Source organism: Tenacibaculum maritimum NCIMB 2154, assembly GCF_900119795.1.
Classification (GTDB): Bacteria; Bacteroidota; Bacteroidia; order Flavobacteriales; family Flavobacteriaceae; genus Polaribacter; species Polaribacter maritimus.
Genome location: NZ_LT634361.1, coordinates 1,619,826 through 1,644,998, shown reverse-complemented (window position 1 = coordinate 1,644,998; position 25,173 = coordinate 1,619,826). Strand labels below are relative to the sequence as shown.

At 32.2% G+C, this 25,173-nt stretch carries 17 protein-coding genes; 8 read left to right on the top strand and 9 right to left on the bottom strand.

From position 1 onward, the window contains the following. Positions 1–14 precede the first annotated feature (14 nt). Positions 15–743, top strand: coding sequence for an SDR family NAD(P)-dependent oxidoreductase (locus MARIT_RS07395; protein ID WP_024740792.1), 729 nt, complete (start codon positions 15–17; stop codon positions 741–743). Between the two features lie 100 nt (positions 744–843). Here the strand turns inward: MARIT_RS07395 and lon are convergent, their stop codons facing one another. The 4 genes from lon to pheT all read right to left on the bottom strand — a co-directional run bounded on the left by lon (position 844) and on the right by pheT (position 7,718). Beyond that, on the bottom strand, positions 844–3,300 hold the full coding sequence (gene lon / locus MARIT_RS07390) for an endopeptidase La (protein ID WP_024740793.1): 2,457 nt from the start codon (positions 3,298–3,300) through the stop codon (positions 844–846). Between the two features lie 151 nt (positions 3,301–3,451). Next, positions 3,452–4,069 carry a LysE family translocator gene (locus MARIT_RS07385; protein ID WP_100211174.1) on the bottom strand — a complete coding sequence of 206 codons (618 nt, stop codon included), beginning with the start codon at positions 4,067–4,069 and terminating at the stop codon, positions 3,452–3,454. Beyond that, positions 4,069–5,118, bottom strand: coding sequence for a quinone-dependent dihydroorotate dehydrogenase (locus tag MARIT_RS07380; protein WP_100212015.1), 1,050 nt, complete (start codon positions 5,116–5,118; stop codon positions 4,069–4,071). Before MARIT_RS07380 ends, MARIT_RS07385 begins: the two co-directional genes overlap by 1 nt. A gap of 173 nt (positions 5,119–5,291) precedes the next feature. Continuing rightward, a complete protein-coding gene (pheT, locus tag MARIT_RS07375) occupies positions 5,292–7,718 on the bottom strand; it encodes a phenylalanine--tRNA ligase subunit beta (protein ID WP_100211173.1) in 2,427 nt (808 codons plus the stop codon). A 174-nt stretch (positions 7,719–7,892) separates the two neighbouring features. Here pheT and MARIT_RS07370 point away from each other — a divergent pair, with 174 nt between their 5' ends. Both MARIT_RS07370 and MARIT_RS07365 read left to right on the top strand, forming a co-directional pair. Further along, on the top strand, positions 7,893–10,469 hold the full coding sequence (locus tag MARIT_RS07370; protein WP_100211172.1) for an endonuclease: 2,577 nt from the start codon (positions 7,893–7,895) through the stop codon (positions 10,467–10,469). A 153-nt stretch (positions 10,470–10,622) separates the two neighbouring features. Beyond that, the gene (locus MARIT_RS07365; protein WP_100211171.1) at positions 10,623–12,443 is read left to right on the top strand and encodes an endonuclease; all 1,821 of its coding nucleotides are present in this window, start codon (positions 10,623–10,625) and stop codon (positions 12,441–12,443) included. Positions 12,444–12,489: 46 nt separating this feature from the next. On the opposite strand, the gene bshA is transcribed toward MARIT_RS07365, so the two are convergent. From bshA to dnaB, 4 genes are all read right to left on the bottom strand, one after another. Next, entirely contained in the window at positions 12,490–13,617 is a 1,128-nt protein-coding gene (gene bshA, locus MARIT_RS07360; protein ID WP_100211170.1) for an N-acetyl-alpha-D-glucosaminyl L-malate synthase BshA, read from the bottom strand. 622 nt (positions 13,618–14,239) lie between these two features. Then, positions 14,240–15,085 (bottom strand): transketolase, encoded by an 846-nt coding sequence (locus tag MARIT_RS07355; protein ID WP_100211169.1) that lies wholly within the window; start codon positions 15,083–15,085, stop codon positions 14,240–14,242. A gap of 114 nt (positions 15,086–15,199) precedes the next feature. Next, a complete protein-coding gene (locus MARIT_RS07350) occupies positions 15,200–16,384 on the bottom strand; it encodes a hypothetical protein (RefSeq protein ID WP_038025463.1) in 1,185 nt (394 codons plus the stop codon). A gap of 148 nt (positions 16,385–16,532) precedes the next feature. Further along, the gene (dnaB, locus tag MARIT_RS07345; RefSeq protein WP_024740801.1) at positions 16,533–18,053 is read right to left on the bottom strand and encodes a replicative DNA helicase; all 1,521 of its coding nucleotides are present in this window, start codon (positions 18,051–18,053) and stop codon (positions 16,533–16,535) included. Positions 18,054–18,191: 138 nt separating this feature from the next. Here dnaB and MARIT_RS07340 point away from each other — a divergent pair, with 138 nt between their 5' ends. The 4 genes from MARIT_RS07340 to lysA all read left to right on the top strand — a co-directional run bounded on the left by MARIT_RS07340 (position 18,192) and on the right by lysA (position 22,482). Next, entirely contained in the window at positions 18,192–19,265 is a 1,074-nt protein-coding gene (locus tag MARIT_RS07340) for a DUF3810 domain-containing protein (protein ID WP_100211168.1), read from the top strand. 1 nt (position 19,266) lies between these two features. After that, the gene (locus MARIT_RS07335; protein ID WP_157926224.1) at positions 19,267–19,830 is read left to right on the top strand and encodes a hypothetical protein; all 564 of its coding nucleotides are present in this window, start codon (positions 19,267–19,269) and stop codon (positions 19,828–19,830) included. 36 nt (positions 19,831–19,866) lie between these two features. Next, positions 19,867–21,105, top strand: a complete 1,239-nt coding sequence (gene pepT / locus MARIT_RS07330; protein WP_100211166.1) for a peptidase T — start codon at positions 19,867–19,869, stop codon at positions 21,103–21,105. A 171-nt stretch (positions 21,106–21,276) separates the two neighbouring features. Next, a complete protein-coding gene (gene lysA, locus MARIT_RS07325; protein WP_100211165.1) occupies positions 21,277–22,482 on the top strand; it encodes a diaminopimelate decarboxylase in 1,206 nt (401 codons plus the stop codon). A 147-nt stretch (positions 22,483–22,629) separates the two neighbouring features. Here the strand turns inward: lysA and msrA are convergent, their stop codons facing one another. After that, positions 22,630–23,280, bottom strand: coding sequence for a peptide-methionine (S)-S-oxide reductase MsrA (gene msrA, locus MARIT_RS07320; RefSeq protein WP_024740805.1), 651 nt, complete (start codon positions 23,278–23,280; stop codon positions 22,630–22,632). A 185-nt stretch (positions 23,281–23,465) separates the two neighbouring features. Between msrA and dnaX the strand changes: the two genes are divergently transcribed. After that, entirely contained in the window at positions 23,466–25,172 is a 1,707-nt protein-coding gene (gene dnaX, locus MARIT_RS07315) for a DNA polymerase III subunit gamma/tau (protein ID WP_100211164.1), read from the top strand. The last annotated feature ends 1 nt before the right edge of the window (position 25,173 follow it).

Below are 25,173 nucleotides of genomic sequence, written 5' to 3'. Positions count from 1 at the left end.
TGTATATTTACTACATGGATATCTTAATTATTACAGGAGGTAGTAAGGGAATAGGAAAAGCTTTAGCTGCCAAATACGCTTCAAAAAACTACAACGTATTCTCTTTAGCTAGAAGTGTTGCTAAAACTGACAAAATAAACGAATTTTCTGTAGATTTATCTGATCTGACAGCAATTCAAGAAGCTTTCTTTTTGGTATTTAAAGAACTTGAGAAAATAGAGGTATCATCCATTACTTTAATCAACAATGCTGGTAGATTAGGAGAAATAGCTCCGTTAGAAAAGCTAAAAGTTGAAGATATTTCTAAAACAATCTTAGTAAACACTACCGTACCTCTTATTCTTTCTAGTTTATTTATAAAACATACTTTATACTTAAATTGCAAGAAACAAATTATAAATATTTCTTCTGGAGCAGCTATTAAAGCTTATGAAGGTTGGAGTGTTTATTGCTCCTCTAAAGCTGCAATGGACATGATGACCAAAACAATAGCGGCGGAGCAAAATCTTTTAAAAAACACTGTTAAAGTCATGGGAATTTATCCAGGTGTTGTAGATACTTCTATGCAACAGCAAATCAGAAACACTCCCAAAAGTAATTTTAAAAACTTACAACGATTTGTAAATTTAAAGGAAAATAATGAGTTATACACTCCTGACTTTGTTGCAGCTGCTATTTATAAAATAGATACGGAGAGTCTTCTGAAGAATGGTGATATTTTTGATATTAGAAATCTCTATTAAAAATTTTATGCAATACCATTTGAAACTTCCTATATAAAAAATCTCCTCAATATATAATATATACTTTTGAGGAGATTTCTGTCTTAGTTTATTATTCTACTTAACTTAACTTCTTCGCATTTTTAACCTTTTGCTTTGTCAATGCTATTTCAATAACTTCACTCATTTCAGTTACATAGTGAAATTTCAATCCTTTTAAATAACTGTCTTTTATTTCAGCCACATCCTTTTTGTTTTCTTTACATAAAATAATTTCTTTGATGTTAGCTCGTTTTGCCGCTAAGATTTTTTCTTTAATACCCCCTACTGGTAACACCTTTCCTCGAAGTGTTATTTCTCCAGTCATAGCTAATTTGTTCTTTACCTTTCGCTGTGTAAAAACGGATACTAAAGAGGTTAACATAGTAATTCCTGCACTAGGCCCGTCTTTAGGCGTTGCTCCTTCTGGTACGTGAATGTGGACATTATATTTTTCTAAAATATCAGAATCTATTCCAAAATCTTCTCTATTGGCTTTAATATACTCCATAGCAATTGTTGCAGACTCTTTCATCACTTTTCCTAAATTCCCTGTAATTGAAAGATTCCCCTTTCCTTTTGATAAAATAGACTCTATGAATAAAATATCTCCTCCAACGCTTGTCCAAGCCAAACCAGTAACAACACCTGCTACATCATTGTTTTCATACTTATCTCTTTCCAAGCGAGCGGGTCCTAAAATGGTTTCAATATCTTCCTCTGTCAAAGCTACATTATACGCTTCTTCTAAAGCTATAGATTTAGCTGCATAACGCACTACTTTTGCCACCTGTTTCTCCAGTCCTCTTACCCCTGATTCCCTTGTATATCCTTCAACAATTTTTTCTATTTGAGATTTCCCTAATTTTAGATGTTCTTCTGAAAGCCCATGTTCCTTTAGTTGCTTAGGTAATAGATATTTCTTAGCTATTTCTGTTTTTTCCTCAATCGTGTACCCTGTAACATTAATAAGTTCCATACGATCTCTTAAAGCCCACGGTATTTGCCCTAAATTATTAGCTGTAGCAATAAACAAGACTTTGGACAAATCATAACCAACTTCTAGATAATTGTCATAAAATTCAGTATTTTGCTCAGGATCTAATACTTCTAGCATTGCTGAAGAAGGATCTCCCTGATGACTTTGCCCTAATTTATCTATTTCATCTAATACAAAAACAGGATTTGAAGTACCTGCCTTTTTTAAATTCTGAATCAAACGTCCTGGCATGGCTCCTATATATGTTTTTCTATGCCCTCTTATTTCCGCCTCATCTCTTAAACCTCCCAAAGACATACGAACATATTTTCTACCTAGCGCTTCTGCAACAGACTTTCCTAAAGATGTTTTTCCAACCCCAGGAGGACCATACAAGCAAATGATCGGAGACTTCATATCTCCTCTAAGTTTTAAAACTGCCAAATGCTCTATAATGCGTTCTTTGACTTTTTCTAAACCAAAATGATCTCTATCAAGAATTTTTTGCGCTTTCTTCAAATCAAACTTATCTTTTGAATACTCACCCCAAGGCAATTCTAACATCAACTCTAAATAATTTCGTTGAACTCCATATTCTGCCATTTGTGGGTTCATTCGCTTTATTCGATTGATTTCTTTTTCAAATGTTTCAGCAATTTCTTTATTCCACTTCTTAGCCTTTCCTTTAGTTCTCATTTCTTCAATCTCCTGATCGTTAGAAACACCTCCTAATTCTTCCTGAATTGTTTTTAATTGCTGGTTCAGGTAATATTCTCTTTGTTGCTGATCTAAATCCGAACGTGTTTTTGACTGAATGTCATTACGTAATTGCAACTTTTGCAGCTCTTTATTTAAGTTTTTTAACGTTAGTAAAGCTCTTTCTTTTAAACTATCTTTTTCTAGAACAACCTGTTTTTGAGTTACTGTTAAATCCATATTTGAAGAAATAAAGTTCACCAAAAATGAATCAGATTGAATATTTTTAATCGCAAAAGAAGCCTCGGAAGGTAACATTGGGTTTTCTTTAATTACCTGCAATGCCCTTTCTTTAATAGATTCTATAATTGCACTAAACTCTTTTTCATCTTCTACTTCTTTTTCTTCTTTAGCTTCCTTTACATTTGCTTTTAAATAAGGTTTCTCTTGCAGAATATTTTCTATTTCAAAACGTTTCTTTCCTTGAATAATTACCGTGGTATTTCCATCAGGCATTTTTAAAACTCTCAATATCTGAGCAACCACTCCTGTTTGGTGTATGTCTTCTCCTGTGGGTTCTTCTATTTCTTCATTTTTTTGAGCAACGACTCCTATTACCTTATCTCCTGCATTTGCATCTTTTATTAATTGTATCGATTTATCTCTTCCTGCTGTAATTGGAATTACTACGCCAGGAAATAGTACTGTATTCCTTAGAGGAAGAATAGGAAGAATATCAGGAATGCTCTCTTTATTTATAATCTCTTCATCTTCCGGAGTCATTAAGGGGATTAATTCTGAATTTTCATTAAACATTTCTTCTAGCGACAAATTGTCTAATCGTGTAATTTTTGATTTACTCATGAGTATATATGCTGTCAATATGGCATCATTATTTAAACTTTAAATGAATACCTTTATTATTTCTTTTACTAAAAACCTTGAATATCAAACATCTAAAAAATACTGTTTCATATTCTATACCTATAAAATCAATTGTTATGCCAATCAAATTCTAGATTAAAATAAATATAGCAATGGTCATAAAAGCAACTATTTGCATCCATTTTAAATAAATTCCAACCTGTTTATTGTTTTTTATTTTCTCTGAAATTACTCCTGCTAAAAACGCAATTATTGAAAAAATAATCAATGAAACAGACATGAATATGGCTCCCAAAATATAAAATTGAAGTACATTATTCATTTCTTTGCTAAATAGGAAACCTGGAAAAAAGGCTAAAAAGAAAATAGATACTTTTGGATTTAATACGTTCATAGTAAATCCTTGTTTAAGCAATTGCAACAGCGGTTTACTTTGTGTATTTCTTTTAGATAAATGAATCTCTGTATCTGCTCTAAAAACTTGATATGATAAGTATAACAAATACAATGCTCCAAATGTTTTAATTGCAAAAAATAAGTTATCATGCTCTTTTATGATCGCTGATACTCCAAAAGCAACTAAAGTAGTATGTACCAAGCACCCCAATATCAAACCCACCACGGTAGCTAACCCATATTTACTTCCATGAGTGATACTTTGTGTCAAAACAAACATATTATCAGGACCTGGAGAACAAGCCAAAACTATTGTGGCTACTATAAATGAAATTAATACATCTAATTCCATTATACTTTTTTCAATATCGCTTTATTAATTCGCTTTATTAAACGAGGTCCTTCATAAATAAACCCTGTATATATTTGTACCAAATCTGCCCCCGCTTCTATTTTTTCTAAAGCATCTTTTTCAGAATGAATTCCTCCAACTCCAATAATAGGGAAAGCTTTGTTAGATTTTGTCGCTAAATATTTAATTACCTTAGTGCTTTTATCCTTTACAGGTTGCCCACTAACCCCTCCATTCCCTATTTCTAACAAACGTTCTTTTGAGGTTTTTAAATGCGCTCTACTTACAGACGTATTAGAAGCTATTACCCCTGCTATTTTAGTTTCTTTAATCAACTGAATAATTTCATCTAATTGATGATTATTTAAATCGGGAGCTATTTTTAATAAAATAGGTTTTGATTTACTTCCCTTAGATAGGGATAACGTTCTATCTACTTCTTGAACCTTAGTTATTAGCTCTTTTAAATACAATACATCATCTAGCTTTGCATGACTTCCTACATTCGGGCAGCTTACATTTAGTACAAAGTAATCTACATACGGATAAAGCCCTTTAAAACATGCTAAATAATCATCTGTATAATGGTCTGGAGAAGTATTCGTATTTTTTCCTATATTTCCTCCTATAATTATAGCACCTTTATTCTTCTTTAACTGCTTTATTACTGCTTCTAATCCCTCATTATTAAACCCCATCCTATTTATAATTCCGTTATCTTCTTTTAAACGGAATAATCTTTTTTTAGGATTTCCTTCTTGCCCTTTCGGTGTCACCGTTCCTATTTCTACAAAACCAAAACCAAAATTAGCTAACTCATTATAAAGCAATGCATTCTTATCAAATCCAGCAGCTAAACCAACTGGGTTCTTAAAAGTCAATCCAAATAGTTCTTTTGTTAACCTTTTATCATTTATACGATATAAATTTCTTAAAAGTAAAGGTACTAATGGAATTTTTGAAATAAATTTTACTAAAGAAAATGTAAAATAGTGAATTTTTTCAGGATCAAAAAGAAAGAATAATGGACGGATTATTAGTTTATACATATATTTTATCTGATTTACGTTCATCTATGTTTATTATTACAAGCCATCTTCAATGAAAAGCTTCCATTTCAAGAAACTCGAATATTAATTTTAATAGTAGAACTTTCTATATTTATATCATTATTTTACAAAAACTCATAAAAAAAGCCCCAATTTAATTGGAGCTTTTGAAATTATCTTAAAACGGCTTCTACATTCTTTTCAAAAGTCGCCTGCAATTTCTGCATTATTTTATCTATTTGCTTATCTGCCAAAGTTTTATTTTCATCTTGTATTATAAAACTAACAGCATAAGATTTCTTACCTTCAGGCAATTTATCTCCCTCATATACATCAAATAAATCTACTTCCTTTAAAAGTTTTTTTTCAGACTGGAAAGCCAAGTTATATATTTCTTTAAATTCCGTTTTAGAATCTAACAACAAAGCCAAATCTCGTTTTACAGCAGGGTATTTAGGTAATTCAGCCACTTTAATATTTTTCTTTCCAGAGAACTGTAATACGTTTTCCCAATTAAAATCAGCAAACAATACTTCTTGTTTAATTCCAAACTCTTTCAAAACACTACGTTTTACAACCCCCATCTCTACTAATTTGATCTTTCCTAAACTCAATGCTATCCCTTCTGAAAAAACATCTAATTTCGTTGGCGTTGTTTTTATTTTAGTGATCCCCACTCTTTCCAATACATTCGTAATAATCCCTTTTACATAAAAGAAATCAGACGTTTGGTTTTCCATTTTCCAAGAATCCTTTACTCTATTTCCTGTTACAAATAAAGTTAAATGTTTATCTTCTTGATATCCCTTATCATATTTATGATAGGTTTTCCCAAATTCATAAAACTTTAATGAATTTTGTTTTCTATTAATATTGTACGCAACAGACTCCAATCCACTAAACAACAAAGACTGGCGCATTACTTTTAAATCATTACTCAATGGATTTAGCATTTCAACGTTATGCGCTGCATTCAATGAACCTGATAAGTCAATATAATCTGCTTTTGTCAAAGAATTTGCCATTGTTTCATTAAAGCCTAATGAAGTCAACTGATTAGCAACAATATTCTCTACTTTTGTTTCAATATCATTATCAAAAGAAATAGAGGTATTTAATTTATGAGAAAACTCTACGTTATTATAACCATATACACGTAATATTTCTTCAATAATATCAGCCTCTCGTTGCACATCTACTCGATACGATGGTATTGTTAAGCCCAAACCACCTTCTGTTGCACTATTAATTTTGATTTCTAGTGAAGCTAAAATATTTTTTATGGTTTCTTTTGGAATTTTTTGCCCTATCAACTTATATACATTTTCAAATGATAAGAATACTTGAAAGTCTTCTATTTTTTCAGGGTAAAAATCCATAATATCAGAAGACATTTTACCTCCTGCATATTTTTCTATCAATAAAGCAGCTCTTTTTAAAGCATACTTCGTCTGAGTTATATCAATTCCTCTCTCGAAACGAAAAGAAGCATCCGTATTTAAACCATGCCTTTTCGCTGTCTTTCTGACTGAAACAGGATTAAAATAAGCTGCTTCTAAGAATACGATAGAAGTGTGCTCTGTTACACCTGATTTAGCACCTCCAAAAACTCCTGCAATACATAAAGGATTAGCATCTCCGTCACATATCATAATATCTTCCGCAGACAGTTCTCTTTCTACATCATCTAAGGTAGTAAACTTAGTTCCTTCTGGCAAAGTTTTGACTACAACCTTGTTTCCTTTTATTTTTTGTCCATCAAAAGCATGCAACGGTTGCCCTAGCTCGTGCAATACATAATTTGTGATATCTACAATGTTGTTCTTAGGAGTAATTCCAATAGCCTTCAGCCTATTTTGAATCCACTCAGGAGAATCTTTTACTTCAACATCCGTAATTGTGATTCCACAATAACGAGGAGTTTGATCTTTATTTTCTACTTCCACATCAATCTTTAAGGTTCTTTCATCTACATGAAAATCTGATACTGAAGGAGAAATCAACTCCAAGTTAATATCTTTTTGAATTAAACCTGCGCGCAAATCACGAGCCACTCCAAAATGACTCATTGCATCTGCTCTATTAGGTGTTAATCCTATTTCAAAAACAACATCAGTTTCTACTTTAAAAACGTCTGCTACTGGAGTTCCTGGTGCCAAGTTTTCATCAAGAACTAATATACCATCATGTCCTTTCCCTAAACCTAACTCATCTTCTGCACAAATCATTCCATGGCTCTCTTCTCCTCTAATTTTTCCTTTTTTAATTTTAAAAGAGTCTCCTTTTTCATCATACAATACAGTTCCAATCGTAGCAACAGGTACTTTTTGCCCTGCAGCAACATTAGGAGCTCCACAAACAATTTGTACAGGAGTTTCTGTTCCTAAATCTACTGTAGTAATTCTTAATCTATCTGCATTTGGATGTTGTACACAGGTTAAAACCTTTCCTACAACAACACCTTTTAAACTTCCTTTTATACTCTCTTTGGTTTCAATTCCTTCTACCTCTAAACCTAAATCAGTTAATAATTCTCCTGTCTTAGTAGGTTCCCAATCTATTTGCAAAAACTGCTTTAACCAATTGTATGATATTTTCATTTCTTTTCTTTCAAGATTTAAAGCCGCAAATTTAGTGATTTTCTATTGATAAACCCATTAATTTTTATGGTTCATATCTTGTTAATTCTTAACATTTTAATAAAGTTAACCTATGTTAATATTTTGTTAATTTGCAACCGTATAAACAAAAACACCAAATTCAAACACAATTAAATGAAAAAAATATTATCATTTATACTATTGATAATTTCACTATCAATATTTGCTCAAGTTCCTACTTACTATAATGATGTAAACTTGAATCAAACAGGCATTGCTTTGAAAAATGCCTTAGCTGTTAAAATTATTGCTACTCACCATACAAATTTATCTTACACTCCAGGAGTTTGGGATGCACTTAAACAAGCTGATGTAGATCTTACAGACAACTCTAAGGTGGTACTTCTTTATGGATATAGCGACACGGATGGAAACTACATAACTGATAGAACCAGAAGTAAGGATGCTAATGGAGGAAATGCAGGCACACAATGGAATAGGGAGCACACCTATCCAAAATCATTAGGAAATCCTAACCTTGGAACTTCTGGACCTGGTTCAGATGTACACCATTTAAGAGCTACTGATATTTCTTTTAATTCACAAAGAAGCAGTAAAAAATTTGTTAATGGTAGCGGCAATGCAGGTGATGTTTCTGGAGGATGGTACCCTGGAGATGAATGGAAAGGAGATGTTGCTCGTATGATGCTTTACATTTACTTGCGTTACGGAAATCAATGCTTACCTACAGGAGTTGCTGTGGGAACCATCAACACCACTGATAGTAACATGGTTAATCTATTATTAGAATGGAATGCTGAAGATCCTGTTAGCAATTTTGAAAAACAACGTAATTTAGTCATCGAAGGAATTCAAGGAAACAGAAACCCTTTTATTGATAATCCTGCTTTCGCTACTCAAATTTGGGGAGGACCACAAGCAGAAAACTTATTCGAAAACGGAAGTATTACTGATACAGAAAAACCAAGTACTCCTTCAAATTTAACTTTTTCTAATGTTACTGAAAACTCTGTTGACTTATCTTGGAATCCTTCTACAGATAATTCAACCGTTGTTGTTTACGATATCTATAATGGAAATAACAAAATTACAACTATCACAACAACAAGTTATAAAGTAACAGGATTAAACCCTTCTGCAACTTATGCTTTTTATATAAAAGCAAGAGATGCAGCTAATAATATTTCGAACTCCAGTAATACTGTTAATATCACAACATCTTCTGGTAACTCTAATGAGCACAATAGCAGTAATACTTCAGATTTGTTAATTTCCGAATATGTAGAAGGTTCTTCTAATAATAAAGCTCTTGAAATTGCTAATTTTACAGGAAATACTGTAGATTTAAGTTTGTATTCATTAAAAAAAGCTTCTAACGGAGGAGCTAACTGGTCTAATACATTGCCTCTTAATGGCGAATTAGAAAATGGAAATGTATATGTGATAGTGCATGCTAACGCTAGTTCTTCTCTAAAGAACAAAGCCCAAAAAACAGATACTAGTGTATTGTCTTTTAATGGAAATGATGCTATTGCTTTATTCAAAGGAAATATTTTAATTGATTTAATAGGAAACCCTACTAGTAGCGCTACATTTGCACAAGACAAAACTTTACGAAGAAACGCCAATATTATAAGTCCTAATACTACATACACACCTACCGAATGGAGTATTTTTCCTAAAGATGATTTTAGTAAATTAGGGAGCCATGATTTTGAAGTTGTAATACCTACCATTGACACACAAGCTCCAACAGCTCCAACCACTTTAGTTGCTTCAAATATTACACAAACTTCTGCTGATTTAACTTGGTCAATAGCCACCGACGATACAGCAGTAATAGGTTATGAAATTTATATCAATAATACTAAAACAGCTACTGTAGTAAATCCTAATTATACACTTACAAACTTATCAGCAGGCACAACATATACCTTATCTGTAAGAGCAAAAGATGCTACTAACAACCTTTCTCCTTTTAGCAACTCTATTAATATTACGACTCAAGCTAATGACATTTCTTATTGTGATTCTAAAGGAAATAATTCTAGTTATGAATATATTGATAATGTTGCCATTGGCGGTATATCTAATAGCACAATGGCTGATGAAGGATACGGTGATTTTACAAATAAAGTAGGTAGCATTTCATACGGAAACAATACGATTGTTGTAAGCGCTGGATTTTCTGGATCTTCATATACTGAATATTGGAGAGTATGGATCGATTTTAATAAAAATGGTTCTTTTGAAAGTACAGAGCTTGTTGCGAGTGGTTCCTCTTCTAACGCAGGTAATTTATACTACAATTTTTCTGTTCCTTCCACTGCTTTAAAAGGACTTACAAGAATGAGAGTTTCGATGAAATGGGATGGAGCTCCTACTCCTTGTGAAACATTCTCTTACGGAGAAGTTGAAGATTATACAGTCAATATTGGAGGTGTCTCTAGAGCAAATCCTACTCCTATTACTCAAGTAGCTACCGAATTAGGAAATGAGTTTCCTATATTTGACGCTGCTCTTTATCCTAACCCTTCTACAAGTTTTATAAATATCAAGTTAAAGGACAACCGAACTACTTTCTTTAAAATTACAAATATCTTAGGTGAAATTGTAAAGCAAGGAATTATTAATAAAGCTATTGATGTCCAAAATTTAAAGAAAGGAACCTATATCATTGAGATAAACGATAAACAACGCTCATTTACTAAAAAGTTTATTAAAAAGTAAAAATTACTTCCCTCAAATATTAAAGCCTTATCAAGAAATTGATAAGGTTTTTTTATGCCTAATAATTAACCAAAAATTAACTTTTTTTTGCTCTACATATAGGTTTAAAATTGGTTATTGCGCGGCTTATTCATAACCCCTAATTTTATTAAGATGATACGATTATTATCCCTCATTTCACTGACAATTTCATTGTCTGTATTTTCACAAGTCCCTTCATATTATAATGATGTAAACATTAAACTTACTGGCCATCAATTAAAAGATGCTCTCGCTACAAAAATTATTAGCACGCACACAACAGTATTGAGCTATACCCCTGAGGTATGGGTAGCTCTAAAAGAAGCAGATGTAGATCCTACAAATAATGATAACGTAGTATTAATTTACGGATGGGAAACAACTAATAGTAATACCGATATCACAGACGATAGAACTCGATTTAAGGAAGATCACGGTAGCGGTAGCGGTGTTTGGAATCGAGAACATGTATATTCTAAATCATTAGCAAATCCAAACCTAGGAACCATAGGTGCAGGAGCTGATGCTCATAATTTACGTCCCGCTGACGCTCAAAGAAATTCTTCAAGAAATAATCGAAAGTTTGCTACTGGCAACGGATCTTCTTCATACATAACCTCAGAAGGAAATTGGTATCCAGGAGATGAATGGAAAGGAGATGTTGCTCGAATGATAATGTATATGTATTTGCGTTATGGAGATCAAACACTTCCTACAGGAGTTTGCGTAGGAAATCCTATAGCTACAGATCCTAATATGATTGATTTACTTTTACAATGGAATGCGGAAGATCCTGTTTCTAATATTGAAAAACAGCGAAATCCCGTACTGGAAAGAATGCAAGGGAATAGAAATCCTTTTATTGATAACCCCAATTTTGCTACACAAATTTGGGGAGGACCAATAGCACAAAATCTTTTTAAAAATGAAATCAATATTAATGATAATTTACAGGCCATTACAGGAGCCACTACGCTAACCATTTCCAATAAAACTCAAACAAGCATTGAGTTAACTTGGACTCCTTCAGAAAATAGTGCATTTAAAGCCATAGAATACCATATCTTTAAAGGTAGCTCGTTAATAGGTACAACCAATAACACCAACTTTACAGCTAGCAACCTAACTCCTGAAACCTCATATTATTTCAACGTAAAATCATTTGATTCCAAAGGGAGTACAGTATTAATTAGTAACCACGTCAGCACAATTACTTCTCCTTATGAAGCGAACAATAACAGTATCATCTCTGATATTTTTATTTCTGAATACTTAGAAGGAAACTCTTATAATAAAGCAATTGAAATAGCGAATATTACAGGATATACAATTGATTTATCTGCTTATTCTTTAAAAAAAGTAACTAATGGAAGTGGTACATGGTCTAATATTTTATCTCTAAACGGGACTTTACATGATAAAGAAATTTATGTAATTGCACATGGTAATTCTTCTGAGGAAATAAGGAACAAAGCAAATATAACGAACAATGGAGTAATGTCTTTTAACGGGAATGATGCTATTGGTTTATTCAAAAACGATACTTTAATAGATTTATTAGGCTACACAAATGAAAGTGTCGTATTCTCTCAAAATGAAATATTACGAAGAAAACCTTATACGATCTCCCCTAATCCATTTTATAGAATAGCTGAATGGGACATCTTTCCACAAGAAAATCTTAGCGATTTAGGGAAGTTCTCCATCCCTCTTGCTGAAAGAACAATCAACGTTATTTCTAAAGTTCAACCTATTGTTTACCCTAATCCCTCTTCTGATTTTATTCATCTAAATTTAAAAGGAAGCAAAAATACCAACTTCACGATCATCAATACTATTGGAAAAATTGTAAAAAAGGGAGTCGCGAATGAACCAATAGAAATACGCGATTTACAAGCAGGAGTTTACATTATCAGACTAAATAATAAAAAACATCTATTTGTTAAGAAATAATAAGTAACTATTTTCAAAAGACTCACTAAACCGGTGAGTCTTTCTTTTATGATTTAGAACAACTTTTATAAAGTCGTTCATATATAGGCAATATGTTTTCTAATGAAAAAGCTTTAGTATGCTTTTTAGCATTCTCTTTAAAAATTTTTAATTTATCTTCGTCCTTTAATATTGAAATGGCATTTTTTGCCATGTCAACTACATCTCCAATATCACTTAAAAACCCTGTTACTCCGTTGATATTAACCTCTGGTAATCCACCTGCATTTGTAGATATCACTGCGGTATTTGCTGCCATTGCTTCCAATGCAGCTAAACCAAAACTTTCTGTTTCTGAAGGCAATAAAAAGACATCTGTATAGCAAAGTATCTTTGCTACTTCATTGCTATTCCCTAAAAAGAGCACTTTTTCTTCAATACCTAATTTTTTAGCTAAATTTTCCGCTTTTAACCGCTCAGGTCCATCTCCCACCATTAGTAATTTTGAAGGTATTTCTGCTTGAACTATTTCAAATATCTTAATCACATCTTGAGTTCTCTTAACTGGTCTAAAATTACTAATGTGTGTTAGAATTCTTTCTTCTGGTTTTGCCAAAGCTACCCTTTTACATTCTTCTTCATTAGCATGATCGTACTTTTCTGTTTCTATAAAATTATAAACTACATGAATATCGTTAGTAATGGTAAACAACCTAAGTGTATCCTCTCTTAAACTTTTTGAAACCGCCGTTACTACATCAGAGTGATTGATACTAAACTCTACTGCTGTTTTATAGGTAGGATGGCTTCCTACAAGAGTAATATCAGTTCCATGTAATGTTGTAATCACTTTTATATTAATTCCTTTTTCTTGCAACATTTTTTTAGCCGTAAAAGCAGCATATGCATGTGGAATAGCATAATGAGCATGTAGTACTTCCAACTTATACTTCTCCGCTACTTCTACCATTTTACTAGACAAAGCTAATTCATATGGTTGGTATTGAAATAGTGGATATTCTTCCATTAGTACTTCATGAAAATGCAAATTATGAGTAAAAAAATCCAGTCTTACAGGTTGATTATATGTAATAAAATGCACCTCATGCCCTTTATTAGCCAGCCCCATTCCTAATTCTGTAGCAACTACTCCACTACCTCCAAAGGTTGGGTAGCATACAATTCCAATTTTCATTTACTTAATTTAGTTTACATTTCGACGTAAAGATACACCTTTGCTTACACCATTTTATGAAAAAAATATTAAAAGTGTTTCACAAAACTATACTTTGCTTACCTCTCTGAAAATTTTATATAAGCTTACTATAGAATAATACCTTTTCATTTTTCCCCCCAACAAGCTATCTAAATTATTTTTGATCAATTGCTTATTAGATAAACTTAATATATACTTATTTATTTCTAGTCGTTTTTTTAAACAGGGTCTTTATATATGCAAACACACCATTTCCATGAAGTTTTAGTGAAATAAATAGAGATTTAAACTACATTTTATTGATTTATAATTTGAAGTTATTAGAATAGTATAACTGTACAAAGCAAACAATAAAAAAAGAGTCCAAATAACTGAACTCTTTTACTATATATAAAAGGTCTTCTTGATGTTTAGCTTCTATTCAAAAACAGGCTTAAAATTTAACCGAACAGGCTATTTTACAAATAGCATAATGACTCACATCATCAATAAAAAATAAAACTACCAAGTAATGCTAGTCATTTTCTAAGAAACAAAAAATCAAGATAGACTTTTATTGACCAATAAATTCAACTTACTTAAAAAATACTGGTTTTATTTTTTAATAATCTCCTAAAGTTTCTGGGTTTTGAGCTAATGCTTCCTCTAATTGTTCATCATTTGGAGCTTTACCATGCCATGCATGAGTATGCATCATAAAATCAACTCCATTCCCCATCTCAGTATGTAGCAATACGCATACAGGTTTTCCTTTTCCTGTTTTTGATTTTGCTTCATTCATTCCTTTTACGATAGCCTCAATATTATTTCCTTCCTTTATTTCTAATACGTCCCAGCCAAAAGCTTCAAATTTAGCCTTAATACTCCCCATGGGCAATACTTCATCCGTGGCTCCATCAATTTGCTTCCCATTCAAATCAACTGTTGCTATTAAGTTATCTATTTTTTTAGCAGAAGCATACATAGCTGACTCCCAAATTTGCCCTTCTTGTAATTCACCATCTCCATGTAAAACATAAACCAATTTAGCATCTCCATTCAACTTTTTAGTTTCTGCTGCTCCAATAGCAAAACTCATTCCCTGGCCTAAAGAACCGGAAGCTACCCGAATACCTGGCAAACCTTCGTGTGTTGTTGGGTGTCCTTGCAAACGCGTATTTAGTTTTCTAAAAGTAGCTAACTCATTTACAGGAAAATACCCACTACGAGATAAAACACTGTAAAAAACAGGAGAAATATGTCCATTAGACAAGAAAAATAAATCTTCATTAACTCCATCCATCTTAAATTCAGACGAATGCTCCATTATTTCTTGGTATAAAACGGTTAAAAACTCTGCACATCCTAAAGACCCTCCTGGATGCCCAGAATTTACAGCATGTACCATTCTTAAAATATCTCTACGAACTTGTTGTGTGAAATCCTCTAATTGTTGTGTTGTTGGCATTACGTTATTTTTATTTGAGCAAAAGTAACTTTTTATAATACAATAAACAATAGCTAATGGGAAGTAAAATCAAGGAGTTTCATTTTCTTATCAGGCTATTCCTCATTTTTATCATTATGTTTTTTGTTTCTTTTTCTTAGCAGCAGGAAATAACACATTATTTAAAATTAAACGATATCCAGGCGACATGGGATGTAAATCTAGCTCTGTTTTTGGATCACCTACCCTGTGCTGATAGTCTTCTGGGTCATGACCTCCATAAAAAGTAAATAACCCTTTTCCTTTTGTACCATGAATATAACGCGCTTCCCCATTCGTTTTATTTTCTCCTAAAACTAAAATTGCTGGTTTTACAGTATTCCTATCAAAGGAAGTAGTTTGCCCCATAAAAGCTTTTACTAACCGTGTATGATTTTGCGTTAACATTGTTGGAACTTGATCCCATTTTGCTGAAAATTCTTTTAATGAAAAATAATCTACTTCTTTTTTAATACGACGCTTACGAGTCATGTCAATTGTTGAAAATTCATATACTGTTGGATCTCTAATCAAATCGAAATCTTTAAAAGCAAATGTTTTATCAAAATCTATTTTAGATTGATAGTTTGGTTCAGAGGCATCTCCATCAAACATTCCTTCAACAATATCAATACCATCTGCAGCTAAAGCAATATCAAAGCTATCCGTTGCAGAACACATTGCAAACATAAACCCTCCACCAATAACGTAATCTCGTATTTTTTTAGCTACAGCTCCCTTTTCTTTAGCCACTTTGGAATACCCTAATTTTGCCGCTAATGCCTCTGCTTCTTTTTTTTGCTTAACATACCATGGAGCTGCTCTAAAGGCTCCATAAAATCGACCATATTGCCCTGTAAAATCCTCATGATGTAAATGTAACCATTCATATAACAGCAACTCATCATTTAAAACCTCTTTATCATATACCACATCAAATGGAATTTCAGCATAGGTTAGAACCATTGTTACAGCATCGTCCCAAGGCATTTTATTTTTTGGTGAATATACAGCTATTTTGGGTGCTTTTTCTAAAGCTACTGCTTCCATATTTTTAGATGGACTGCTAATTTCCTCTAAAATTAATTGTGCCTTTGTATCCGATATGACTTGGTATGATACTCCTCGTATTTTGCATTCTTTAACAAGAATTGGATTATGTTCTATTAAAAAAGCTCCTCCATCATAGTTTAATAACCATTTAGATTTCAACCCATTTTTTAAACCGAAATAAACAATTCCATAGGCTTTCAGATGGTTTTTCTGATTATCATGATTCATTGGAACATAAATAAAAGAAGCCAACATTGAATTGGTGGCTAATAAAAACGGTAGTATGTATAAAAGTTTTTTCAAATAAATATTTGTCTTTATCTATAAATAAACAAGCTTGTCAAAGCTACAAAATTATTTCTGAACCAATCTTATTTTAAAACGGCACATCTCCACCATCATCTTGTGTTCCAAAGGCATCAGATGCTGATGGGAAACTACTAGACGGTATTTCTTCACTAAAACCTGTATTCATACTCGATTGAAATTCACTACTAAAGCCTTCTTCCAAATCAGAGAATTTTGCTAAATGTCCTGTAAATTTCAATCGAATATTATCCAGACCACCATTACGATGCTTTGCTACAATAAATTCTCCTTGTCCTTCACACGATGAATGATCATCATCATCCCATTCTGTCATTCCATAATATTCAGGTCTAAAAATAAACGATACAATATCAGCATCTTGCTCAATGGCCCCAGATTCACGTAAATCTGACAATAATGGTCGTTTACTTCCCCCGCGAGTCTCTACCGCACGAGATAATTGAGATAATGCAATTACCGGAATGTTTAACTCCTTTCCTAACGCTTTTAAATTACGAGAAATAGTAGATATTTCTTGCTCGCGGTTTCCTCCTGCCCCACCTGCTGTCATTAACTGCAAATAATCTATAATTAATATTTTAACATCGTGCTGCGAAACCAAACGACGGGCTTTTGCCCTTAAATCAAAAATAGATAAAGCCGGTGTGTCATCTATAAATATAGGAGCATCCGATAGGCGCTTTACTTTTACATTTAACTGCTCCCATTCATGAGGTTCTAAGTTTCCTTTACGAAGTTTTTCTGAGGTCAATCCTGTTTCTGATGAAATCATACGCGTAATCAATTGTACTGAAGACATCTCCAGAGAAAACAACGCTACCGCATGCCCGAAGTCTATAGCCATATTTTTTGCCATAGATATTACGAATGCGGTTTTACCCATACCCGGACGAGCCGCTATAATAATTAAATCAGAAGGTTGCCATCCAGAGGTCAGCGCATCTAGTTTAGTAAAACCTGTTGCCAAACCACTCATTCCTTCTTTATTAGAAATTTCTTGAATTTTTGCCAATGCCTGACGAACTAAATCACTTGCTCCTTCAGATCCTTTTTTTAAGTTTCCTTGAGTTACTTCAAAAAGTTTCCCTTCTGCATCGTCTAATAAATCAAATACATCCACTGTTTCGTCGTAAGCATTTTCTATAATTTCACTAGATATAGTAATTAATTTACGTTGGATATATTTTTGCAATACAATACGTGAATGGAATTCTATATGCGCTGATGAAGCTACTTTTTGAGTTAATCCTATTAAATAAAAATCTCCTCCCGCAATATCCAATTTAGCATCCTTTTTTAACTGATTGGATACCGATAATAAATCAATTGGCTCTGAGTTTTGGAATAACGTGTAAATAGCGGCATATATTTCTTGATGTCTTTTATCATAAAAGGCTTCAGGATGTAATATATCAATTACTTCATCAATTCCTTTCTTATCAATCATCATTGCTCCAAGAACAGCTTCTTCTAACTCTAAAGCTTGTGGTGGAATTTTTCCTTTCTCTAAATTAACCACCCTTGCTTTATCTACCTTTTTTCCTCTAACGGGCTGTGTTTTTTCCATAGCAGCAAATGTAATTTTTTAGATTGATATTTTTAAGCCCATTTTCAAATTTCTTTATCCACATTTTCTGTCAAATTAATTGTTATTAATCTGTTGATAACCTCATAACTTTCAAAATAGTTTTCTACTTTTACACCGATGCAAAACAAAAGAAGAAACTTCATTTTAACTATTTTACTAGGAGTACAAATTGCACTAGTGCAATTTGTAAGCCAACAGCCTAATTGGGTAGAAACTTATTACTCAACAGGTATTTATCCGTATATCTCTTCTTTCTTTAGAATTCTTTTTGGGTGGATTCCTTTTTCTTTTGGTGATTTTTTAGGAATCATGTTACTCACTTATGCTATTCGCTCATTTTACAAGCTTATTCAGAATAAGTTTCAACACTTCAAAACCTCCTTATTAAGCTTTACAGCTTTTTTATCTGTACTTTATTTTTGTTTTTATGCTTTTTGGGGACTTAATTATTTTCGAGAGCCTTTAGCTAAAAGCTTAGGATATACTCAAACTAAATATAGTACAGAAGCATTAGTTAAGGTAGTGAAAAAACTCATTTCAAAAACCAATAAATTACAATTTAAAATCACCCAAAATGATACTGTAAAGGTAGTAATTCCATATACCTATAAAGAAATTTACATGAAGGCTAGTAATGGTTATAAGAATGCCGCTTATATATATCCTCAATTCACTTACACCACCCCTTCTATAAAGAGTTCTTTAGTAAGCCTTTTTCAATCTTATAACGGAACTTCAGGATACCTAAACCCCATCACAGGAGAAGCCCAAGTTAATGACATGATTCCTAAAACAGGAAGCTTACTTACTACCACTCACGAAATTGCTCATCAAATCGGATTTGCTGCTGAAAATGAAGCTAATTTCGTTGGTTTCTTAGCTGCAATATTTAATAACGATATTTACTTTAATTATGCTGGCTATAGAATGGCTTTGGTTAAGTGTTTGTATGATTTAGGAAGAAGAGATAAATTACTTGCCAAAAAACTCTGGAAAACAGTACACAAAGGTATTATCAAAGACTTCCAAAATGCTAATAACTTTTGGAAGCAATATGAAAATCCTATTGAACCTTTATTAAAAAAAGGGTATAATTCTTATTTAAAAGCAAACAACCAAGTAAATGGAATAGCATCTTATAATTATGTTGTTGATTTACTTATTTCTTATTTCAATGATAATCATTCTTAATATGAAGTCCCCATACTTTCTTCTACTCTCACTCGTTATTACTGTCTGTTCTTGTAATACTACATCTGATTTACAAACAGAGTTTAATTGTAATCATAAAACTTCTTACTCTAATTTAAAAAAGCACGCTGATGTTCGAGGTTTATTCAATATGAAAATACCAAAGCATTGGAAAACCAAATTATATTATGATAATACGCAATCTTCAATATATACCGCTGATACAACCAAAAGCCTTACTAAAAGTACTTTGATAGATGTAACAATTATTCATAACCCAATTAATTTCGATGTTGACTTTCAAAAAAAAATGGAGAAGCAGAGCAAAGCAGAGCAATTACATATTTTAAAATCAAGATCTTTTTCGTTCTTTAAACGAGTTTCTTATTTTAACCTAGCAAAAGGAAAAAGAGGTAAATATACCTATCATATTCTAAATCTTTTTATAAAAACAAACTCAGATAACTTCATACATATTAAAACAGAAGTTTATGGAGACTCTCTAGTTGACAAGCGCTTTTGTGAAGCTATCAAATTAATAGAGCTAATAGAACTAAATCAATAGTATTTTTTTACTTTTGCCTTTCTTAAATATACAAAAATGAACTTACAACATATCATTGATCGTTTTGTTAAATATGTAACGGTTGATACAGAGTCCGATCCTAACAACCCTGCTTTTCCTAGCACAGAAAAACAATGGGATTTAGCTAAAATATTAGTAGAAGAGCTAAAGCAAATTGGTATGGAAGATGTAACTTTAGATGATAATTGCTACATCATGGCCACCTTACCTAGTAATTTAGATTATGAAGTACCAACAATTGGTTTTGTAGCTCATATTGATACAAGCCCTGATTTTACAGGTGCTAATGTAAAGCCTCAAATTCATAAAAATTATGACGGAAAAGATATCCTTTTAAATCAAGAAGAAAACATTGTGCTATCTCCTGATTATTTTGAAGACTTATTACAATATAAAGGACAAACAATAATTACTACAGACGGAACTACTCTTTTAGGAGCTGATGATAAAGCGGGGGTTACTGAAATAGTTTCTGCTATGGAATACTTAATTCAAAACCCAACACTCAAACATGGTAAAATACGTATTTGTTTTACTCCTGATGAAGAAGTTGGAAAAGGAGCTCATTTATTCGATGTAGAAAAATTTGGTGCAGAATGGGCATATACCATGGACGGTAGTCAAATTGGAGAATTAGAGTACGAGAACTTTAACGCTGCTGGAGCAAAAGTGACTATTAACGGAAAAATAGTACATCCTGGTTATGCTAAAGGGAAAATGATAAACTCTATGACCATAGCTAGTGAATTTATTAATAGTTTACCTGCCAATGAAGTTCCTGAACAAACTACTGGATACGAAGGTTTCTTCCATTTGCATAACATGAATGGAAAAGTAGAGCAAACTACTTTGCAATATATCATCCGAGATCATGATCTAGATTTATTCGAACAACGTAAGACTCAAATGTTACAAGTTGCCAAAGATATAAATCAAAAATTAGGTAAAGAATTGATTGAAATCGAAATAAAAGATCAGTATTTTAACATGAAAGAAAAAGTAACTCCTGTAATGCATATTGTTGATATTGCTGAAGAAGTTATGAAAGATATGGGAATTACTCCTTTAATTAAGCCTATTAGAGGTGGTACGGATGGTTCTCAACTATCCTATAAAGGATTGCCTTGTCCTAATATTTTTGCAGGAGGACATAATTTTCATGGACGCTATGAATATGTTCCAGCTGAAAGTATTGTAAAAGCAACGGAAGTAATTGTAGGAATTGCTCAAAAAGTAGCTACTAAATTCCAATAAACGTTTAAATTTACATGAAATAAACTCCTACTAAAACAGTAGGAGTTTATTTTTTTTGGTAACCTATTGTATGTTTTTTCACAAATACAAATGAATATGTTTTATTTTTTAAATAAATAACCTAACTTCTTTACTTTTTCTAATTTTGTTGATACATAAATACAAAATAAAGTGGATAGACAAACATTATTACATTTAGCAAGAACATATGAAAGTCCTTTATATGTTTATAATATTGATAAAATTATTTCGCAATACAAGCGTATCACAAGAGCATTCAATAAGGTTAAAAATGTAAAAATAAATTATGCTGCAAAAGCATTGTCTAATATTAATATCTTAAAAATATTCCATAAGGAAAAATCAGGATTAGACACGGTTTCTATTCAGGAAGTTAAATTAGGCATCTTAGCCGGATTCAATCCTAGTGATATTATTTATACTCCTAATGGAGTATCCATAGAAGAAATAGAAAAAGTTGCCAAACTTGGCGTTCAAATTAATATTGACAACTTATCTATCTTAGAATTATTTGGTCAGAAACATCCTAAAATTCCCGTTTGTATAAGAATCAACCCACATATCATGGCTGGAGGAAATAACAAAATTTCAGTGGGGCATATCGATTCTAAGTTTGGGATTTCAATTCACCAAGTGCCTCATATCAAAAGAGTCGTTCAAAATACGGGGATGCATATAAATGGAATTCACATGCATACAGGTTCCGATATTTTAGATATTGATACATTTATAAGAGCTTCTGATATTTTATTTGATGTGGCAAGAGAATTTAAAAACATTCGTTTTATTGATTTTGGAAGCGGCTTTAAAGTTCCTTATCGAAAAGGAGATGTTTCTACCGATATAGAGCAATTAGGCAAGCAACTTTCAGAACGATTTAATAATTTTTGTAAAGAATACGGAAGAGCGCTTACTCTAATGTTTGAACCTGGCAAGTTTCTAGTAAGTGAAGCAGGATATTTTTTAGCTAAGGTAAATGTAATCAAACAAACTACATCTACTGTTTTTGCAGGTATTGACAGCGGGTTAAATCACCTCATACGTCCTATGTTTTACGATGCTTATCACCATATTGAAAACCTCTCTAATCCTAAAGGAAGAGAACGTTACTATTCCATCGTAGGATATATTTGTGAAACAGATACTTTTGGTACTAACAGAAAAATAAATGAAATTGCTGAAAATGATATCTTGTGCTTTCATAATGCAGGAGCATATTGTTTTTCTATGGCTTCAAATTACAATTCGCGTTATCGCCCTGCTGAAGTAATGTTATACAATGGAAAAGACTATCTCATTCGAAAAAGAGAAACCTTTGAAGATCTTATTAGGAATCAAGAACTTGTTATAAAATAAAAAAATACCACTCCCCCAAGTGGTATTTTTTATGTGTAATACTAAATTACACACTCGAAAAAACTAAAAATTAACCTTAAAAAATAAAGAAACACTCCTATCCCTTCAAGTATAAGCACCCCCAAAGCTTATCTTATCCAAACGCCATCAGTGTTCCTTCATTTTTAAAATATTTGGAAATTTCTTTTTAAACCTATTCAATCTAGGTACAGATACATTTCTTACATATGGATTATCAGGATGTAATTTCTCATAATTTTGATGGTATTCTTCTGCTGGAAAAAATTGAGTCAACTTTGTTACTTCCGTTACTATCTTCCCATCGTACACCTTCTCATTTAATTTTTTTATAATTTGTGCTATAATTTTCTTTTCAGAAAGATCCGTATAAAAAGCAATTGAACGGTATTGGGTTCCATAATCAGGATGCTGTCCATTTTTAGTAGTCGGATTATGAGAACCAAAAAATATATTTACTAATGTTTCATAGGTTACCTTTTCAGGATTGTAATATACAGCAACTGTTTCAGCATGCCCTGTACGTCCTGTTCCTATTGTCTGATAAGTTGGCGATTTTGTATGTCCTCCTGCATATCCTGAAACAGCTTCATTTACACCTTCTACGCTTTCAAAAATAGCTTCTACACACCAAAAGCAACCACTTGCAAAATAAGCAACCTTACTTGTTTGCTCCATCTTTGAACCTATTTCATGTTGATTTATTTCTTTCTTTTTCGTAATAAAATTTGCTAGAAATAAGGCTATTACAACACTCGTAAGAATTTTTAAATATTTCATTTTATATAACTGAATTGGTTTAGTAAATAACTTAAAAACTGTTATTAAATCTTATTTGTTGGTTTCGTCGTATGAAAACTAAAATTCATACAATTTGTTTACAACTTTACTATTTTCTTAAGAATCCAATTTGTAATTCAGCTTTTAGATACCTACATTTGCCCTTTCAAATTAGATAGCAATTAATGGAGCACTTTATAGTATCAGCACGTAAATATCGTCCTCAAAATTTTGAAGATGTAGTTGGGCAACAAGCTATTACCAATACGTTAGAAAATGCTATAAAGAATAATCATTTAGCGCAAGCTCTGTTATTTACAGGCCCTCGTGGAGTAGGAAAAACATCTTGTGCCCGCATTTTAGCCAAACGGATAAATCAAGAAGATGCCACTCATAACGATGAAGATTTTGCTTTTAACATCTTCGAACTCGATGCTGCTTCCAATAACTCTGTTGATGACATTCGTAATTTAACAGATCAAGTTCGCATCCCCCCGCAAACAGGAAAATATAAGGTATATATCATTGATGAGGTCCATATGCTATCACAAGCTGCTTTCAATGCTTTCCTAAAAACATTAGAAGAACCCCCAGCCCACGCTATTTTCATTCTAGCCACTACAGAAAAGCACAAAATTATACCTACCATCCTATCTCGTTGTCAAATATTTGATTTTAAACGAATAGGAGTTTTAGACGCTAAAAATTACTTAAAAAGTATTTCTCTTAAAGAAAATATAACTGCTGAAGATGATGCTTTGCACATCATTGCTCAAAAAGCTGATGGAGCTATGAGAGATGCACTATCTATTTTTGATAGAGTTGTTAGCTTTTCAGGAAATAATCTAACGAGGGATGCGGTTACTCAAAACTTAAATGTTCTTGATTACGATACCTACTTTAATATGACAGATTTGTTATTAGGCAACAAAATACCCGAGGTATTGATGGCTTTTAATACTATTCTTTCAAAAGGCTTTGAAGGACATCATTTCATAAATGGCTTAGCTTCTCACTTTAGAGATTTATTAGTGGCTAAAGACAATGCTACTATTAATTTACTAGAGGTTGGTGATAATACAAAGAAAAAGTATTTAGAACAATCAACTAAAGCTAGTATGCAATTTTTATTACCAGCTATTGACAAAGCTAATGATTGTGATTTAAAATATAGAGGCAGTAAAAATCAGCGATTACTGGTGGAATTAACCTTAATGCAAATAGCCTCTATCACTTTTGATGGAGCAAAAAAAAAATCCAGTAACTACATAATTCCTGCAACTTTTTTTACAGCACTCTCACCTGCTCTAACTAAAAAGAAAATAAGGACTTCAGAGCCAGAAGTAACAGTAAAACCTTCTACTATTGAAAAAATAGAAGAAGTTGTTAAAAGTACTACCAAGCCTAAAAAAACACAGCTAGAGGGAGTTCGTAGAAGATCTTCTTCTCTCTCTTTAAAAAGCGTTCACGAGAAAAAAGACGATAAAAAAACTATTGATTTAGAAGAAAACTTTGATAACTATCCTAAAGACTTATTTACGCAAGAGCAATTAGAGGAAACTTGGAAGAAGTACTATTTCAAACTAATTGACAAAGGAGAAAAGAGTATTGCTTCTATCATTTCAGCAGGAAAACCTCAATTACAAAAAGGGTTTAACGTTAATTACTCTTTACCCAATAAATTGATGTCTGATCAATTAGAACGAGGAAAACCCAAGTTACTTCGTTTTCTAAGGGAGCGATTAAATAACTATGGGATTCATATTCAAATTACCATTAGCGAGGTTGTTGAAAAAAAGTTTGCCTATACCCCTCAAGAGAAATATGAAAAGCTTAAAGAAAAGAATCCTTTTATCGATTTACTTAGAAAAACATTTCATTTAGAGCTTTAAA